Source organism: Sphingopyxis sp. OPL5, from assembly GCF_003797775.2.
In the GTDB taxonomy this organism is placed as follows: Bacteria; Pseudomonadota; Alphaproteobacteria; order Sphingomonadales; family Sphingomonadaceae; genus Sphingopyxis.
The window spans coordinates 3,889,777-3,907,139 of sequence record NZ_CP060725.1 but is presented as its reverse complement, the minus strand read 5'-3'; the positions used below and the strand labels follow the sequence as shown (position 1 = coordinate 3,907,139).

Annotated in this window: 16 protein-coding genes; all 16 read right to left on the bottom strand. The window is 66.2% G+C overall.

Annotation, left to right across the window (positions count from 1 at the left end):
* A complete protein-coding gene (locus EEB18_RS18835) occupies window positions 1-1,116 on the bottom strand; it encodes a DegT/DnrJ/EryC1/StrS family aminotransferase (RefSeq protein WP_316248975.1) in 1,116 nt (371 codons plus the stop codon).
* Window positions 1,113-1,676, bottom strand: coding sequence for an acyltransferase (locus EEB18_RS18830; RefSeq protein WP_056351575.1), 564 nt, complete (start codon window positions 1,674-1,676; stop codon window positions 1,113-1,115). The genes EEB18_RS18835 and EEB18_RS18830 overlap by 4 nt, the downstream gene beginning before the upstream one ends.
* The gene (locus EEB18_RS18825; protein WP_056351570.1) at window positions 1,676-2,737 is read right to left on the bottom strand and encodes a Gfo/Idh/MocA family protein; all 1,062 of its coding nucleotides are present in this window, start codon (window positions 2,735-2,737) and stop codon (window positions 1,676-1,678) included. The genes EEB18_RS18830 and EEB18_RS18825 overlap by 1 nt, the downstream gene beginning before the upstream one ends.
* Before the next feature lie 81 nt (window positions 2,738-2,818).
* Entirely contained in the window at window positions 2,819-3,802 is a 984-nt protein-coding gene (locus EEB18_RS18820; protein ID WP_056351567.1) for a hypothetical protein, read from the bottom strand.
* Complete coding sequence (locus tag EEB18_RS18815) at window positions 3,799-4,743, bottom strand: NAD-dependent epimerase/dehydratase family protein (RefSeq protein ID WP_056351564.1); 945 nt, start codon at window positions 4,741-4,743, stop codon at window positions 3,799-3,801. Before EEB18_RS18815 ends, EEB18_RS18820 begins: the two co-directional genes overlap by 4 nt.
* Window positions 4,743-5,516 carry a glycosyltransferase family 2 protein gene (locus tag EEB18_RS18810; protein ID WP_056351562.1) on the bottom strand — a complete coding sequence of 258 codons (774 nt, stop codon included), beginning with the start codon at window positions 5,514-5,516 and terminating at the stop codon, window positions 4,743-4,745. Before EEB18_RS18810 ends, EEB18_RS18815 begins: the two co-directional genes overlap by 1 nt.
* A gap of 14 nt (window positions 5,517-5,530) precedes the next feature.
* Window positions 5,531-6,625 (bottom strand): glycosyltransferase, encoded by a 1,095-nt coding sequence (locus EEB18_RS18805; protein WP_187140127.1) that lies wholly within the window; start codon window positions 6,623-6,625, stop codon window positions 5,531-5,533.
* Entirely contained in the window at window positions 6,622-8,025 is a 1,404-nt protein-coding gene (locus EEB18_RS18800; RefSeq protein ID WP_056351557.1) for a hypothetical protein, read from the bottom strand. The genes EEB18_RS18805 and EEB18_RS18800 overlap by 4 nt, the downstream gene beginning before the upstream one ends.
* 67 nt (window positions 8,026-8,092) lie before the next feature.
* On the bottom strand, window positions 8,093-9,031 hold the full coding sequence (locus tag EEB18_RS18795) for an acyltransferase family protein (RefSeq protein ID WP_187140128.1): 939 nt from the start codon (window positions 9,029-9,031) through the stop codon (window positions 8,093-8,095).
* Window positions 9,032-10,084, bottom strand: a complete 1,053-nt coding sequence (locus EEB18_RS18790; RefSeq protein ID WP_187140129.1) for a glycosyltransferase family 4 protein — start codon at window positions 10,082-10,084, stop codon at window positions 9,032-9,034.
* Window positions 10,081-11,097 carry a glycosyltransferase gene (locus tag EEB18_RS18785; RefSeq protein WP_187140130.1) on the bottom strand — a complete coding sequence of 339 codons (1,017 nt, stop codon included), beginning with the start codon at window positions 11,095-11,097 and terminating at the stop codon, window positions 10,081-10,083. The genes EEB18_RS18790 and EEB18_RS18785 overlap by 4 nt, the downstream gene beginning before the upstream one ends.
* A complete protein-coding gene (locus tag EEB18_RS18780) occupies window positions 11,094-12,227 on the bottom strand; it encodes a glycosyltransferase (RefSeq protein ID WP_187140131.1) in 1,134 nt (377 codons plus the stop codon). The genes EEB18_RS18785 and EEB18_RS18780 overlap by 4 nt, the downstream gene beginning before the upstream one ends.
* Before the next feature lie 20 nt (window positions 12,228-12,247).
* A complete protein-coding gene (locus EEB18_RS18775; RefSeq protein ID WP_187140132.1) occupies window positions 12,248-13,108 on the bottom strand; it encodes an FkbM family methyltransferase in 861 nt (286 codons plus the stop codon).
* A 31-nt stretch (window positions 13,109-13,139) separates the two neighbouring features.
* Window positions 13,140-14,399, bottom strand: coding sequence for a hypothetical protein (locus EEB18_RS18770; RefSeq protein ID WP_187669026.1), 1,260 nt, complete (start codon window positions 14,397-14,399; stop codon window positions 13,140-13,142).
* Window positions 14,392-16,614 (bottom strand): GumC family protein, encoded by a 2,223-nt coding sequence (locus EEB18_RS18765; protein WP_056351533.1) that lies wholly within the window; start codon window positions 16,612-16,614, stop codon window positions 14,392-14,394. The genes EEB18_RS18770 and EEB18_RS18765 overlap by 8 nt, the downstream gene beginning before the upstream one ends.
* 26 nt (window positions 16,615-16,640) lie before the next feature.
* Window positions 16,641-17,351 (bottom strand): polysaccharide biosynthesis/export family protein, encoded by a 711-nt coding sequence (locus tag EEB18_RS18760; RefSeq protein ID WP_056351531.1) that lies wholly within the window; start codon window positions 17,349-17,351, stop codon window positions 16,641-16,643.
* Window positions 17,352-17,363: the final 12 nt, after the last annotated feature.

Here is a 17,363-nt window from a genome sequence, read left to right as displayed (position 1 = left end):
CTAGACCGAACCGGCCCCTGCCAGCACCGCGGCGATGACGCGATCCTGGACATCGTCGGTCAGATAGGCGTGCATCGGCAGGCTGAAGACTTGTGCCGCCCAGCGGTCGGTTTCGGCCATGCTCCCGCTGACGCGGCATTTGTCCCGATACGCCGGCTGAACGTGCATCGGTTCGGGATAATGCACCCCGCTCGGCACCCCTGCCGCCTTGAGCGCATCGAGGATCGCGGCGCGTTCCGCCGATTTCAGGGCGAAATAGCCCCAGACACTGGTGCGATCTTCGCCGATCATCGGCAATTCGAGCGCATTATGGCCGGCAAAGGCGGCAAGATAGCGTGCCCCGAGCGCATGGCGCCGCGCGATCTCCTCGTCGAAGATTTCGAGCTTCGCGAGCAGCACCGCCGCCTGGATCGTGTCGAGCCGCCCGCCGACCCCGACCCGGGTGTGGTGGAAACGCTTCGACTGGCCATGAACGCGGATTTCGCGGCACGCCTGCGCCAGCGCGTCGTCGTCGGTGAAGATCGCGCCGCCGTCGCCATAGCAACCGAGCGGCTTGGCCGGGAAAAAGCTGGTACAGCCCAGCAGCGACTGGTTGCCGCTGCGCCGCCCCTTGTAGGTCGCGCCGAAGCTCTGCGCGCCATCCTCGATCACCGCGATGCCGTGCGGTGCCGCGATCGCATTGATTGCGTCCATGTCGGCGCACTGGCCATAGAGCGAGACGGGGATGATCGCACGTGTCTTCTCGCCGATCGCCGCTTTCACCGCCTGGTGATCGATAGTCGAAGTGGCGGGGTCGATGTCGACGAACACGGGGGTCGCGCCGAGCAACGCGATCACCTCGACCGTCGCGACGAAGGTCGCCGAGGTGGTGATGACCTCGTCGCCGCGGCCCACGTCGAGCGCCATCAGCGCGATCAGCAGCGCCTCGGTCCCCGACGCGACCCCGATGCAATGCTTCGCGCCGGTATAGGCGGCGAGCTTTTCCTCGAGCTCGGCGACTTCGGGACCCATGATATATTGGCCATGGTCGAGCACCGCCTGGATGCGCGCGTCGACCGACGCCTTCACCGCACGATATTGCGCCTTCAGGTCGTTGAACTCGATCGTCTCGCTCATCGCGACGCGCAGTCTTCAGCGGTGATCCGGTAGTTGCTGGCGCAGGCGGTGCAGGTTACGTCGCCGCTGCCCTCCAGCCGGACGCCGCATTCGCACATCCAGCCGATCCGCCGCGCCGGCACCCCGACCATCAGCGCATAGGGCTTCACATCGCGCGTGATCACGCTGCCCGCACCGACGAAGCCATATTCGCCGATCGTCACGCCGCACACGATCGTGCAGTTCGCCCCCAGCGTCGCACCCTTGCGCACCAGCGTTTCGCGATACTCGTCCTTGCGCGGCACCGCGGCGCGCGGGTTATAGACGTTGGTGAAGACCATCGCGGGGCCGCAGAAGACATCGTCCTCCAGCGTCACCGCATCATAGACCGACACCCCGTTCTGGATGCGGACATTGTTGCCGATCGAGACATGATTGCCGACATAGACATTCTGCCCGAGCGAGCTTCCCGCACCGATGCGCGCGGTGCCGCAGACATGCACCCAATGCCAGATCGCGGTGCCGTCGCCGATCTCGGCGCCGGGATCGACGATCGCGGTTTCATGGATTTTGACGCCCATCAGTAATCCAGCGGCAGCGAGACGCGCTTGCCGTCGCGCGCGGAAAGATAGGAAGCGATCAGCACCTCCATGCTGCGCAGCCCTTCGCGTCCGTCGGTCGTCGGGGCGCATTCGCCCGCCAGCGTGCCGATGACATTGTCGTAATAAAGCTGATGCCCGAAACCATAGACCGAGCCGGTGTCGTACGAGGCGTTCGCGACGAGGTCGTCATCGGGGTGCGGGGTGTCGAATTCCCAATGGTCGATCTTGTTGAGCGCGACCCCGCCGACCTTGACGCTGCCCTTTTCGCCGAGGATCGTGATCGAGCCTTCGAGATTCCTGGGATAGGTCAGCATGGTGACGTTCATCGACCCGAGCGCGCCCGAACGCCAGCGGATGTTCATCACGGCGCTGTCCTCGACCTCGATATTGCGCGCGAGTGTCGCGGTATAGGCGTGCAGGCTTTCGATCGGGCCGCCGAGCCAGTCGAGCAGGTCGACATAATGGCTCGCCTGGTTCATCAGCGCGCCGCCGTCATACTCCCACGTCCCGCGCCAGGCCGCGCTGTCATAATAATCCTGTGGCCGTGTCCAGAACACATTCAGCGCGATCATGTAGATGCGCCCGAAGCGCGCTTCGGTGACCGCGCGGCGGAGCAGCTGGAGCGTCGCGTTGAGCCGGTTCTGCTTGACGATGAACAGCCGGACCCCGGCTTCCTCGCACACCTCGACCATCCGCAGCGCGTCGCGCCAGCGGGTCGCCATCGGCTTTTCGGACACGACATGGCGTCCGGATTGGGCGACCTCGATCACCTGATCGGGGTGGAGGCCGCTCGGCGAGGAGACGATCACCGCGTCGGCATCGGTGGCCGCGAGCATATCGGTCAGCGACGCATGGCCGCGAGCGCCAGTGCATTCGACCGCCCGGGCGAGCGCGACCGGGTCGACGTCGCATACATCGACGATCTCCGCCCGGTCGGCGTGCGCCTTGATCGCCGCAAAATGATGTCCTGAAATACGTCCGCATCCAACCAGCGCATAGCGCTGACGGCGGCCGGTAATCGGCGCGTTTGCAACACTCATATGGTCTTGTTCATCCTGTTGCATCCCCCCGTCGCGGTGCGGGCCGGTTGTCGGCATCTATGGACAAGCTGCGCAAAAAGATCAATCGGCGCGCGGTGCCCCGGCGCGGAAGAGTGCGGCGAGCAGCGCGAGCAGAACGAGGTCGATTCCGGCGATCCAGAAGGGCAGTTTCCACGCCACCGCATACGCGACGGGCAGCTGGATCAGCAGCGTCAGCGCGAACAGGCCATAGCTGACCCGCGCGTGCCCCCAGCGGCGCTTGGCGTGCTGATAGGCATGCTCGCTGTGGGCGTGCGTCACATTCTGACGGCGCAGGAAACGGCGGAGCAGCGTGACCGCGCTGTCGCACAGGAACACCCCCTGCAACACGAGCAGCGCGAGTCCGAAGCGCCAGTTCGACGCCGCGACCGCCAGCGTGACCGCGGCGACGATCAGCCCCAGCGGCGCGCTGCCGCTGTCGCCCATGAACAGCTTGGCCGGCGGCCGGTTGAACAGGAAGAAACCGAGCACCGCCGCGCCGAGCAACAGCATCGGCAGGGTCAGCACGGTGGGTGGCAGGATCAGCAGCGTGCCGGCGACGAAGCCAAGCATCTGCAGCGCGACGATGCCGTCGATGCCGTCCATGAAATTGGTGATATTCGCCGAATAGACGAGATAGAGCAGCGCGACGATCGCCAGCGGCCAGAACCAGGGGCCGATCGTGTCGGGCCATGGCCAGAGCAGCAGGAACAGCCCCGCCGAGCCGAACTGGACCGCGAAGCGCAAGGACGTCGGCAGGGGCGTGCGGTCGTCGATCCAGCCGAGCCACATCAGCGCCACGACGGCGGGGCCGAGCGCGAGGGCGGGAATGACCTGATAGGGGATGAGCAGCGCCCCGGCGGCGAGCATGACGACCCAGACCGACAGGAAAACGATCCCGCCGCCGGTCGGGGTCGCGACGACATGCGCGCTGCGCTCGTTCGGCGTGTCGACCATCCGCTGCTTCGCCCAGCCGACATAGAGGCTGAGCAGCATAAGCGTGGCGATCAGGCAGATGCCGGTGAGCGCGAGGCCGGTATCGATCATGCGCGCCGCTCCGCTGCCGCCATGCGCGCCAGTTCCTCGGCCATCGTCACCGGCGGGTGCCAGCCGAGCAATGCACGCGTCGGAGCGCCATCGACCAGCAGCGGGTCGCACAGGCGGTCGATCGCGGCGCGCTGGCCGATGACACTGCCGAGCAGCCGCAGCAGCGCAACGGGCACCGGCAACAATCGCGCGGGGCGGCCGAAGGCGATGCCGATCTGTGCCAGCAACTCTCGCACGCTGACGCTTTCGGCGTCGCTCGCCATCAGCGTCGCGCCCGCCGCGGCCGGATGCCGGCTCGCCGCGATCGCGAGCGAGGCGAGATTGGCCACCGCGACCAGACTGCGCCGGTTGTTGCAAAGGCCGAAGGGCAGGGGGCGCCCGCGCGCCACCCACGACACCATGCGCGCGAAATTGGCGCGCACTGTGGGGCCATAGACGAGCGGCGGGCGGACGATGGTCACTTCGAGACCCGTTTCGGCGGCGATGGCATGGAGGTCCTGTTCGGCCTCCCATTTGGACTGGCCATAAGGGTCTTGCGGCGACGCCGCATCGGCGGCGGTGAAAGGCGCGCGGCCGCGCGTCGTCTCGCCATTGACCTTGATCGAGCTCAGAAAGACGAGTCGCGTCGCCCCCGCGGCCGCGGCCTGCCGCGCCAAGGCGGCGGTGCCGTCGCGGTTGACGGCGCGGAAGGCAGCGAGCGGATCGGTTGCGCGGTCGTCCATCTGATGGACACGCGCCGCGCAGTGGATCACCCGATCGACCCCGGCGAGCGCAGCGCTCCAGTCGGTATCGGGGCCGATATCGCCGACCGCGACCTCATCGGCGCCGGCCACCGTCCGCACCGCGCTGCGCGCGGCCAGGCCCTGCGCGCGCAATTGGCGCACGATCTCGGCCCCGACGAAGCCGTTGGCGCCGGTGACAAGGGTCGTCCCGCTAGGCATCAAACCGCCTTGCGCGGCCAATATTGGAAGATTTTGGTGAGATATTTCGACCAGATCATCAGCGAATTGGTCTTCACCCCGTTGCGCTTGCACGCGACGCCGATTTCGCGGTTGATGATTTTGCGGCTCTGCAAGCCCTGGTTCGATACGCCGCCGGTCGCCATGGTGACGATCGGGGAGGGCACATGCACCGCCTGGCGCCCCGCGGTGCAGAAGAAGCGGAGCATCAGGTCGTAATCGGCAGCGATCCGGTAATCGGTGGCAAAGCCGCCCATTTCGCGGAACAGGTCGCTGCGCATGTAGAAACCGGGATGCGGCGGCATCTGGCCCCAGCGCAGGCGTCGCTGCCAGTTGCCGGCGCCCGAATAATAGCGTTGGCGCCCCGGCTTGTCGGGATCGACGATGACGACATCGCCCTGCACCGCATCGGCGCCCGGATGTGCGGCGGCAGCGGCAGCGAGCCTAGCGATCGCATCGGGGTCACCGAGCCAGTCGTCAGCGTTCAGGAAGCCCAGATAATCGCCGGTCGCAAGCGCGGCGCCCTTGTTCATCGCGTCGTAAATGCCCTTGTCGGGTTCGGACACCAGCCGGCCCTTGAACCAGTCGAGCGCAGCGATGCGTTCGGCGGTGCCGTCGGGCGAGGCGCCGTCGATGACGATATGTTCGATATGCGGATAGCCCTGCTCGGCGACCGAACGCAGGCAGGCCAGGATCGTCTCGCCGGGATTATAGCAGACGGTGACGATCGAAAAGCGCACGCCGGGAACAACCAACGAAAATCCCCCGATTAAACCAACGAAGGGTTGGCTATCGCGTCCGCATAGGCATCGGCAAACTGCTTGGCAATGGCGGGCCAGTGCAGGTTATCGGCAACCCATGAACGTCCCGTCGCACCCATGGCGATCAGGTCGCGGTCGGGCCGCGCGGTCGCGTCGGCGAGGGCGGCTGCGATCGCCGCGGTCTCGGGCGCGACCCACCAGCCGCAGCCCTCGGTTTCCAGAACCTGCCAGGGCGTTCCGGTCGTCGTGATGACAGGAATGGCGTGGGCCAGCGCCTCTGCCGCCGAAATCCCGAAATTCTCGGTATAGCTCGGCAGCAGGAACAGCGACGCCTCGTCATAGAATGCGGTTTTCGCGGCACCACTCGCGGGGCCTGCAAGCGAAATTGTGTCCGAAAGGCCTGCGGCGGCGATTTGCGCTTCCAGTTGCGCGCGGAACCCGTCCTCGTCGGGACCGACCAGTTGCAGCCGCCAGCCCGCCGGCCTGACCGCAGCCCAGGCATCGACCAGCATCGTCAACCCCTTCACCGGATGGATCCGGCCGAGGAACAACGCGGTGCGGACCGCGCCATCGGCCTTCGGCGCGCGCGACGGCTGGTCCGGAATGTCGATACCGTTGGCGATCAGCAGCGGGCGTCGCGCGGGATAACGCTCGCGGATGCGCGCGACCTCGTCGTCCGCCGTGGCGTGGAGCCGCGTCGCCTGTTCGACCCCGCGCTTCTGGTACAGCGCCCAGGCCAGCCGCTTCTTCCAGCGCCGGTGGTTCCACGCCCAGGGCTGCATCATGCCCCTGACGCTCAGCAGGCGCGGGATCGCGTGGGTGCGGCAGTGGCCGGCGATCCGCGCGCCATGGGGCAGCCAAAGGCCATTGTCGTGCACAACGTCCCAGCGCTGCGCGGTCAGGACCATGTCCAGTTCGGCGGCGGCGATCGTCACGCTGCCGCTGGGGTCCATCGTCGCGACACGGTCGGCGCTGCCGTCGGCGGCCCACACCGTGACGTCATGGCCCAGCGCCGCGAGTGCCCCCGCCAGCCGTCCGACCGAATAGGCCGGACCGCCATGTTCGAGCCGGAAACTGGGATTGGTCAGCAGGATCCGCGTCATACCCGCTGGGTTCGGCCCTGTTTCTCGGCGAACTGCCGGATATCGAGATAGCGCTCGAGAATCTTCGCCACGATGAAGCCGATCACCAGCGAGGCGTAGAAGGTCGAGAACAGGCTCGACATGTTCGCCAGCGGCTGGACCATCGCGACCAGACCCGACATCAGCGGGATCGCCTCGGTCATCCGCCCGTCGGCGAGCGCGCGGTAGGCCCGCAGGTCGAGATAGCGGACGAACAGGCCCATCAGGAACGAGAAGAAGATCACGCCGAACATCGCGAAATTGGCATAAAACTCAAAAAAGGGCCCGATGCCGAACGTCGTTTCGTTGCTTGCCTGATAGCCGGTATGCGCGGTGAGGAATTCCGAGCCGCCGCGGACCGGCTTGGTCGTCCAGATCGCGCGCGGGACAAAAGCGAAGAGACCGGCGAGCAGCGTCGAGCCATTTTCATAGGTGTCGGGCTGCGCCTGGAGTTTTTCGACCGCCATGCCGGTGAACAGGCTCTGATTCAGGCGCGAGTCGAGAACGTATAGCTGCTTCTGGTCGCTGCTCGACAGCGAGCCGAACTGGCCGATCGCGTCGACGAGGCCGTCGACGCGCTCCGACAGCGTCGATGTCGGTTCCCACACCACTTCGCGAAACTGACCGCGGGTCAGCAGATAGTTGGTCGACAGGAACAGGAAGATATAGCTGGCGGCGACGACCGCGAGTATCACCCGGCCGATGCCGAAACGACGGCCCGCAATGGTCAGCCAGAAACAGCCGATGATGATGATCGCCGCCACCGCATCGGCCAGAATCGCGTTGCCGAGCAGGTTGGCGATGGGAATGGCGACGGTGATCGCACCGATCTGCCACATCGTCAGACCTTCGTTCAGCCAGACGCGGCGCAGGATCGACAAGCAGATACCGATGATCAGCAGGTTCTTGCCGCTGACGATGACGGCGCCGATCGTCGGAATCTGCGCGATCGCGGGAACGACGGTGATGGCGAAAAAGAAGAATACGCCAATCGCCAGCACGCTTTTTTGCGCCACGCGGAGGAACCGGGCCGGCATACGGCGCGCGTCGAAATCGACATGATAATTGTCGCCCAGATACGACATCAACCAGATGCCCAGCGCCATCATCACGAACCCGATGGTCGAAACTTGCAACCCCTTGGCCACCGTGTCGCGGGTATAGCCGATGCCGTTCAGATAGGGGTCGTACTGGTGATAATATCCGGGAATCAGGTGAACGCCGGCGGCCACATGCATGATCGCCAGCGCGAACAGCATGGCCATTGGAAAGCCGAGCGTACCCTTGTTCGAGCGGATCGTGTGCGCCATCACGCCGAACATCGTGACGGCGCCGACCGACAGCCAGAACAGGATCGTGGATTCTGCGGTTTCGAAAAGCATGCCCAGTCCTAATGCCCTGCTACGCGCGCGCTGTCGAGCGCCGCGGACCATGTCGACGCGGTACGCATCAGGCGCGCATGCCGAGCAACAGCCGCCGCGTCGGCGAAGACAGCGCGAACAGCCGATGCAGCGCGACCCCGACAGCAACCGCCACGACCACGATAATCGGCCATTCCAAGGCGGGTTTGAGCAGCGTCAGCACCAGAAGATGGGTGTACATGATCGTCAACGACGCGCGCCCGATCGCGGCCACACCGGGGACGGGGACGGCGGAAACAAAGCAGATCGCGGCGATCGCGGCGGCAGCGGCGAGGGTTGCGACCGGAAAGACGCCATAATCCAGATATTTGAAATCGACCTTTCCGCCATAGGGGGCGAGGAGGAAGAAGGCGGCAGCGCAGAGCGCCAGCCCGGCGACCGCCTTCCAATCGGCTTTTGCGACCCGATCGAGTCCGACATGATGGCCGGCGGCGGCAAAGGGCAGCGCCATGCCGACGGTCAGCAGGCCATAGGGATTGAACGGCGTGAGACCGCCGAGCAGGAAGGAAGCGGTCGCTGTCGCGGCGAGGACGACGCCCTGCGCCCACAAGGGCAGGCGAAGCAGCAGGTTCAGCAGAAGCAAGGTGGCGAGCAGCGCGGTCGGGAACCAGAAGGTCCCGAACGCACCGGTCAGGAAGGTGCCGCCGAACAGGAAGTGAAGCGGGCCGGGTACGGGAAGCCCGCTTCCCACCGCTGCATTGGCGAGGATCAGGCAAAACAGGATGAGCAGGGCGAAGGCGACATAGGGAAGCAGCAGCGCCCGCGCCTTGCCGAGCGTCGCGGCGACGCCGCTGAAGGACCGGAAGGTGAGACCCGACAGGAAGAAGAACAGCGGCATGTGAAACAGGAATATGTCGTGGACCAGCCGGTCGACGGTCGCGATATGGCCGACGACGACCAGGATGATGCCATAGCCCTTGGCGCGGTCGACCCATAAGGCGCGCGGTGGCGGCGTTGCCGTCTCCATCTAGGGTCGTCCGAGGCGGGTGCCGGCGATCAGCGCGCGCATCGCTTGCTCGATGCTCTTTGCAAAGGCGCCGAAGCTGTAGACGTCAAGCGCCGCACGCGGCGGCGCCTTCGCCGTCAGCACCGCCTCGACCCCCGCCGCGACCGCAGCGCGATCGCCCGGATCGACCAGCAGACCCAATTCGCCGTCGAGCAGCGCGTCGCGCCCGCCGTCGAGCGTGCTGCCCATCACCGGCACCCCGCACGCCAGCGATTCGAGAAAGACGATGCCGAAACCCTCGCCGCGGCTGGGCATCGCGAAGGCATCGGCGAGCCGGTAATGATCGAGCTTTTCGGCGCGGTCGATGAAACCGGCGAAGATCACCGTGTCGGCGACCCCCAGTCCAGCGGCGAGATCGATCAGCCGCTGTTTGTCGGGGCCCTCGCCGGCGACGAGATAGCGCAGGTCGGGCTGGCGCTCCTTGAGGTCGGCCATCGCCTGGATCATCTCGTCGACGCCCTTGTGCCGGTCCCATCCGGGCAGGCGCGCCAGCGTCATCACCACTTTCTTGCCCGCCAGCCCGTAACGATCGACCAGATAGTCAGGCCGGGGGCCGGGGGTGAAGTCCGACAGCTCGACGCAATTGTGGACGATGTGCATCGGCACACCCGGCATCCAGTCGCGCATGCGGTCCTGCGTCGTCCGGCTCACCGGCCAGATTTCGGTCACCTGTTCGGTGGCGCGCAGCCGCGAGGGACCCGGCTTGTCCCACACTTCGATGCCATGCGCAGGGAGGACGACCGGGATGCCGAAACGCCGCGCGATCCCGATGACCAGCGGGACGAGGTTGATATGGCCGACAAAGATCAGGTCGGGGCGCCAGACGAGGCAGTGGAACAGCGCCTGCACGCCGAACACCGCCTTGTCGGCGGCGGCGCTGCCCATGCGCCCGCGGCAGACGATCCGCATTTCGGCGTCGTCGATCCCGCGCAGCGCGTCGGCGACGTTGCGATTATATTGCGCGATGCCGCTCGCCGCCTGATAATCTTCGTTGAGGAGCAGCAGCACCTTCATGCCGTGATCACCCGGCGAATTTCGGCCAGCATCGCGCGCGCGCGGTCGTCGAAATGGGATTCGATTTCGACCGTCCGCCGCCGCGCCGAAGCCCGAACTTCATCGGCCTCGGCGGCGGGCATCGCCAGCAGCCGCTGGGCCTTCGCCAGCATTTCGGCGGGGGTGGCGAAATAAAAGGCGTCGCGGTCGGCCACAAAGAAGTCGCGATGCTCGGGGCTGTCGGGCGCCAGCAATATGCCGCCGACCGCCGGCACTTCGAAGCTGCGCAGATTATGCGAGCCTTCGTTGTGCGGCCGGAACATGTTGAGCTGGAACCGGTAGCGCCGCAGGATGCGCAGCATGTCGGTGCCGCGCTCGACCGGATAGATGCCGAGCATCGGCCCCGGGGTCAGGAACTTCTCCCACCCCCAGCCGAACAGGTCCATCGCGACGCCATTTTCGATGAGCAGCCGGACCGCCGCCGCGCGATCCTCGTCGGGATTGGCGTTGAAACAGCCGCGCAGCACCTCGGGCTCGCTCGCGAGTTCGTCGTGCAGCGCATCGTCGACCGCATGGCCGAAGGGCAGCACGGCGACCGGCAGGTCCGGATAGGCCTCGCGCATTTCGCGCCCGATCGGGCCGCTATAGGTGAAATAGAGCCGATAGGCCGGAATGCTGTCGCGGACATTCGCGTTGCCCGCGCCCGACAGGAAAAAGCGAAAGGGGTGATCGGGGTTGTAGTTGACCAGCTGGACACCGCGCGCCGCGATTTTGCGGAGCAGGGCGGGGGGATAGTCGAAGCCCTTGAAGACGATCAGCACGTCGGGTTTTTCGGCGGCGACCGCACGCTCGAGCGTCTTCGCCGCTACCGATCCTGCCAGCCGTCGCAGGCGCAGCAGGATGCGCCCGGCCAGCGAGGCGGGCGCTTCGCCGATGTCATAAGCAGCGACATCGGCCCCGGCATGGACCAGCCCGCGATAATAGCAATCGGGCACTGCCCAGGGATTGCCGCTGACCGGCGTCAAGATCTTCACGATGCGCCCCCGCGGGTCCGCGTCATGATCCGCAGCACCGGCGCGAATTGCTCTTCATAGGCCCATTCGGCGATCATCCGCTGGCGTGCGGCTTCGCCCATCGCGCGCACCGCGTCGCGGTCGCCGCCAAGCTTCCGGAACGCCTCGGCGATCGATGCCGCGTCGGCGGGGTCGCAGGCAACCGCATAACCCGGCTCGACGAACATCGCGTGCCAGTCGGCGCCCGGCCCGACGACGAGCGCCTGTCCCTGGCCGATCGCGTCGAAGGTCTTGTTCGAGGCCCCGGCCATGTAGCGCAAATTGACTTCGAAGGCATCGAGCGGCAGCGCCGCAAAGGTGACGTCATAGCCCTGCAATGCGCCGAGCAGTTCGTGATAGGGCATCGCGCCGCGGAACAGCAGCCGATCCGCACAGCCCCGCGTTTCGGCATGGGCGCGGAGGCGGTCGCAATGGCCGCGCGACGACACGGTCTCATATCCGATCACCGTCAGTTCGATGTTCGGCACCGCGGCCAGCGCGTCGACCAGCGCGAAGGGGACGCGGTGGATATTGATCGACCCGGCATAGACGACACGTACCGGGCCTTCGGCGGCGATGGCGCGCGGCGGCCCGACCTCGTCGCGGCAGGGAGTGTTCCAGGCGACGATCGGCGCGCGTCCCGCGGGCAGCCCGGCGTCGCGCGCCAGCAGTGCCGCTCGGTCGGCGTTGGGCAGCACGACGGCGTCGGCGCGGCGCGCCATCGCCTTGCGCCCGGCCCACTCTGCCCGCAGCCGCGCCGACGCGCCTTCGACCGGCGAGTCATGCTCGTGATAAACGATGCCGCCGCGATGAAACGCACGGACCGGTGCGCAGAGCAGCGCCGCGGTCGCGTCGGCGATATAGAGCCAGTCGGGCTTCCAGCGCCGCACCAGAGCGGCTGCCTTTGCGGCGAAACGCAGCGGGGTCAGGCGCCCGAAATACACCCAGTCACAGGCATCCGAAAGATCGTCGGCGACCGCAAGCGGGTCGCTCTCGCCGAACCCGACGCCGAGATAGCGGACCTCGTGCCCGTCGCGGCGCCACAGCCGCCCGGCGCGCATCGCCGCAGGAAAACCGCCGGGGTTGGCATATTGGATATATAGGATTTTCATCGCGTGTGATCGCCGGATGCCTAGACGGCGATTCCGTAGACATCGACCGGCGGCGCGCTTTGCAGCCGCTGCGCCACAAGCGCCTCGTCGCGGACATAGAGGCTGTTGTTCGCGGCGTGAACCGGGGTCGACGAAAGCCGCCGGGTGAACGGGTCATAGTGGCGCTGCACGAAGCCATGGCCCGCCAGCAGGTCGGCGATGTCCTGTGTCACCGTTTCGACCTCGACCGCCTGCAACTGCGGTGAAGCCAGGGTCTTCGGCGCGCCCGCGATGACAGCGGGTTCATGGCCCTCGACGTCGATCTTGATGAGCAGGGGCACGCGGCCCGCCAGCACCGTGTCGAGCGTCGTGCCATGGACGCGCACCGCGCCCGGGGTATCGGCGTCGGCGACATGGTTGATCGTGTCCATGCCGCTGGTGAACCATAGCTCCTGTTCGCGGTCGCCGAGCGCGCTCGTGTGCACTTCGACCTGGCCGCCGACGCCATTGGCGTCGATGTTGCGCGCCAGCGTCGCGACCGTGTTGGTGTCGGGTTCGAACGCGATCACGCGGGCGCCCGCAACCTTGGCGGCGAGGATCGTGAAGCTGCCGATATTGGCGCCGATATCGACGAACAGGTCGTCGGCACGCAACATATGGAGCACGAAGCCCATGTCGGCGAACTCGTGCAGCCCGAAATAGACGTTGCCGGTCGCGCCGGTCATCCCGCGTTCGACGACGAGCCGGCTACCGCCGACCCACGAATGGACGCGCGGTCCGCCGAGCAGCCGGGCACTGAGCTGCCATCGCGCGATCCGCGCAAGGGTGCGCAGCCGCTGCCGCTCGCCGATCGGGTGTGCCATCGCATAGCGGACAAGCCGCGCCGGCGAAAAACCGCTCATCGTGCATCGTTTCCCGATGTTGAGGCCGCCATCAGCGGACCGGCTGAAGGTCGACTTGCTGAAACTCCGCCTGCAGCGCCGAGGTACCGAAACCGCCCGCGACGATCAGGCCGACCCAATAGTTGCGGCAACCGCCGCTCGGGACGCTGAAGTCGACGGGATCCGCTGCAACGCCGCGCGCATATTTGATGCTTGCGAACACGCCCGACTTGTCCTGTTCGGCGCAGGCGACCTGCCAGACCGCCGACGCATCGTCGTTGCTGGTCACCAGCCTGCCGCGCGTGGCGAAACGATAGCTGCCGGGGGTCAACTGGATGAGCTGGCGCGCGACCAGATTGGGCCGTTCCTCGTCGGACACGACGACGAGCCGGTTGCCCTTCGCGTCCTTGGCGATGTCCGAGCCATAGGCCGATTCGCGGATCAGATGCCAGTCGATCGGCGGGTAGGGGCCTTCCTCCTGAAAGCGGCCGTGATGGACGATCGACGTGTCGGCTTTCGGCCCGGCGCCCGCGATCTGGCGCTCATAGGCGCGCGCGGCGTCGAAATCATGCTGGACGACCATCATGCTGATCAGCGTCCGGTCGAGTTCGCCAAAACTGGGCGGCAGATCCTTGCGCACCGACAGGATGACCTGCGCGAGCGGCACCGCCTTCTGCTTGGTCCCGATATAATAGCTCAGGAAGCTGGGCAGCCAGTCGGGCGCCGGACGAAACAGCCGCACGAACTGCGGCTTCATTTCGGGTTCGGCTATCGCCTTCGACAGGATCGGGAACAGCAGCGCCTGGCCGCGGCGCGAGGTGCGCAGCGAGGCGTCGACGTCGGTCATCGCCTGATCCATGCGGCCGCGTTTCACGGCATCCTCGATCAGCCACAGATTGGCGACATAGTCGCGCCGCGTAAGATAGGTCGCGGCCATGATCGCGGGTTTCACCGGCTTGCCATGGCGCGCGTTGTCGAGGCCGATCATGCGATAGGCCGCGGGCAGCATCGGGTTACCGTCGAGCGCCTCGCGGCTCAGCTTTGCCGCCGCGCCGGTCTGGCTCGCGTCGCCGGTGGCATAGACGAGGTCGCTCGCCATCTGCGCCTTGACGGTGGCATTGAACGGATTGAGCGTCAGCGCGCGCGCCGGGCTGTAGACCGCCATGACCGACGACGCGGTGAACGTCGTGACCAGCAGCCAGACCACGAGCACCGCGGCGCCATAGAGGAGGACACCCCGGCCCGGCAGGCGCGAGACATGACGCGCGCCCGATCCACCGATTTTCCTGCCCCCGACTGCGACCCTATTCACCCGGCTGCGTGTCGGCATAGCCGTACCCATATTCATAACCATAGCCGTAATAGGCCCGCTTTTCGTCGAACTTGGTCAGCACGACACCGAGCAAGGTCGCTCCGGCGGCGCGCAGGCGTGCGAGCGAATAACGGATCGCATTGGTTCGGGCGCCTTCGGCCTCGACGCAATAGACGACGCCTTCGACCTTGCTCGCCAGCAACGGCGAGTCGGCAAGGCCGAGGACCGGCGGCGCGTCGAGCACGACGTGCTGGAAATGCTGGCCCAGCGCCGCGACCAGGTCGGCGATGCGATCGCTCGACAGCAGTTCGGCCGCGTTCGGCGGCATCGGGCCGGCGGTGATGAAGGGCAGGCCATCCTGTTCGTCGTGATGGATCATCGCCATGATGTCGTTGTTGCCCGACAGGAAATTGCTCGTCCCCGCGCCATTGGCGACACCGGCGAGGCGGTGGACCGACGGCGAGCGCAGATCGCAATCGACGATGATCGCGCTGCGTCCGATGCGATGGAGCGATAGCGCCAGCGCATAGGAAGAGGTCGATTTGCCTTCGCCCTTGCGCGTCGAAGTGCACATGAGCGAGCGCGGGACGCCGGTGGTAGTCGAGAAGCGCAGCGCGGTCTGGACCGACAGATAGGCTTCGGACTGCGACGACTTGCGATCGCGCACCTCCTCGATGGCCAGTTCGTTGTCGGTATCCGGAATGACGCCGAGCAGCGGGAGGTCGGTGACTTCCTGTGCTTCGGCGGGGTCGCGGACCGTGGTGTCGATCTGGGCGAGGATGATCGTCAGCAGCGCGGCAAGCGCAAGGCCGATCAGCAGCGCGGTGAACATGTTGCTCGTCAGCCGCGGGCTCGACGGCACGCCGGGGACCAGCGCGCGATCGACGATCGCGACATTGTTCGTGCCGACGCCGCCGGCGATTCCGACTTCCTTGTAGCGCTGGAGCAGGCCGTCATAAAGTTCGCGGTTGGTGTCGACCTCGCGCTGCAGGATGCCGTACTGGACACTGCGGCGACGTTCATCGACCAGATTGACCTTGGTCCCCGACACGCGCGAGCGCAGTTCCTCTTCGCGGGCGGCTGCGGCCGTATAGGCGGCGCGCGCGGTCGCGACGTTCGATCCGCCGACCTGGTTCTGCTCGGCGTTGATCGCCCGGTCGACTTCCTTGATCTGGCGGTCGAGCGCCTGCGCCGGCGGGTAGTCGGGCTGGAATATCACCATCAGCTTGGCATATTCGGATTGCAGGTCCGCCTTGCGTTGGCGCAGGCCGGCGACGCTGGCGCTCCCGCTGGCGAGGGCGGAGGCCTGTCCGGTTGCGGCCTTCAACGCGCTCTCGGCGGCGATCCGTTCGATCGTCGCCTTATTGAGCGCATCGTTCAGCGCGACCAGGTCCGTGGCCATGATCGAACGTTCGACGGTCGGTGCCTTCGGGTCGCTGCTGTCCGACTGCGCGATGGTGAGGATGCCCTGCCGTTCGGCATAGCTCATCATCTCGCGCTCGGCCTCTTCCATCTTGGCTTTGGTCTGCTGCAGCTGATCCTCGAGGAACCGGCGTGCGTAGGACGCGGAATCATAGCGGCGCTCGAGATTGCCGGCGATGAAATTCTCGGCCCAGCTGTTGGCGATCTTCGCCGACAATTCGGGGTTGGGGGTCGACACCGAGATGTCGACCAGCGCCGATCCGATGACCGGCTTTATCTGGACCATGCTGCCGAGCACCGAGGCGACGCCGCGGGTCGCGGCATCGAGTTCGGCCTTCGACATCACGCGCAGCGACGATGGCGGCGCCTTGCCGCCAAAGGCTGCCAGGAAGGTCGGGTCTCGCGCCAGGTTCAGGCTTTTGGCGACGCGCGCGGCCTGCGAACGGGCGCGCAGCAAGTTATACTGCGTCTGATAGAATTCCTGCTCGACGCGGCCGCCCCGTTCGGGCTCGACGCCGCTCATGTTGAGCACCTTGGATTCGGTACGCGAAACCTCGATCCGTGCGTTCGCGGTATAGATGCGCTGGGCGAGCATGGTGTAGACCGCGCCGCCGATCAGGCAGGCGATGATCGTGCCGATGATCACCCATTTCCAGCGCAGCGCGACGCGCCAATATTGCAGGATCCACGGCATCGCCGTCGCGAAGCCGCCGGCCTGCCGCCCCTGATCGCCTTCGGCGGTCTGGCTTGCTGGCACGGGCAACGGCTGGGATTTGGGGGTTGCGTCGGTCATGGAGCGAGTCGAACTTCCTGCAAATCTTACTTGATGAGAGCTACGATCGGCGAGACCAGCAGCGGTGTGGTCGCCAAGATGTCCTTGAACAGGCGGCGCCCTGGCGAATCGCCGACCACGACGACGTCGTTGGCAAAGACTTCGGGATCGTCATACACGCCGGTCCGGATGGCTTTCAGATTGTAGAGCGCGGCCATGCGTTGCCCGCCGACGGTGCGAAAGATCACCACATCGTCGAGCTTGGCGAATTCGGTCGTCCCCTTGGCGAGCGCGACGGCGCGGATCAGCGACATCTTGCCGACCACCGGATACAGGCCCGGCTGCGCCACCTGTCCCTCGACCGTCAGCACCTGGCTGACCGATTCGGTGACGTTGACGCTGACATCGGGGCGGCGAACGAAGCGCGTGAGCTTTTGCTCGATCGCCTCGGCGAGTTCGGCGCTCGTCTGGTTCGATGCCTTGATCTGTCCGACCAGCGGCAACTGGATCATCCCCGCAGCGTCGGTCTGCACCTGCTTGCTGAGGTCGGGGACGCCATAGACGTCGACGCTGAGCCGGTCGAACGGGCCGATCAGATAGGGACGCGTCTCACCGACGAGGTCGTTCCCGGTTGGCGCGGGCAGCGCATTGCCGTCCATGACCTGGAGCGTCTGGGTGCTCGTGAGCTGCGGGCGACCGCCACAGCCGGCCAACAGGCAGGCGGCGGTCAGGCTAGCGATAGCCAAACGAAAGTTCACCGAAACATCATC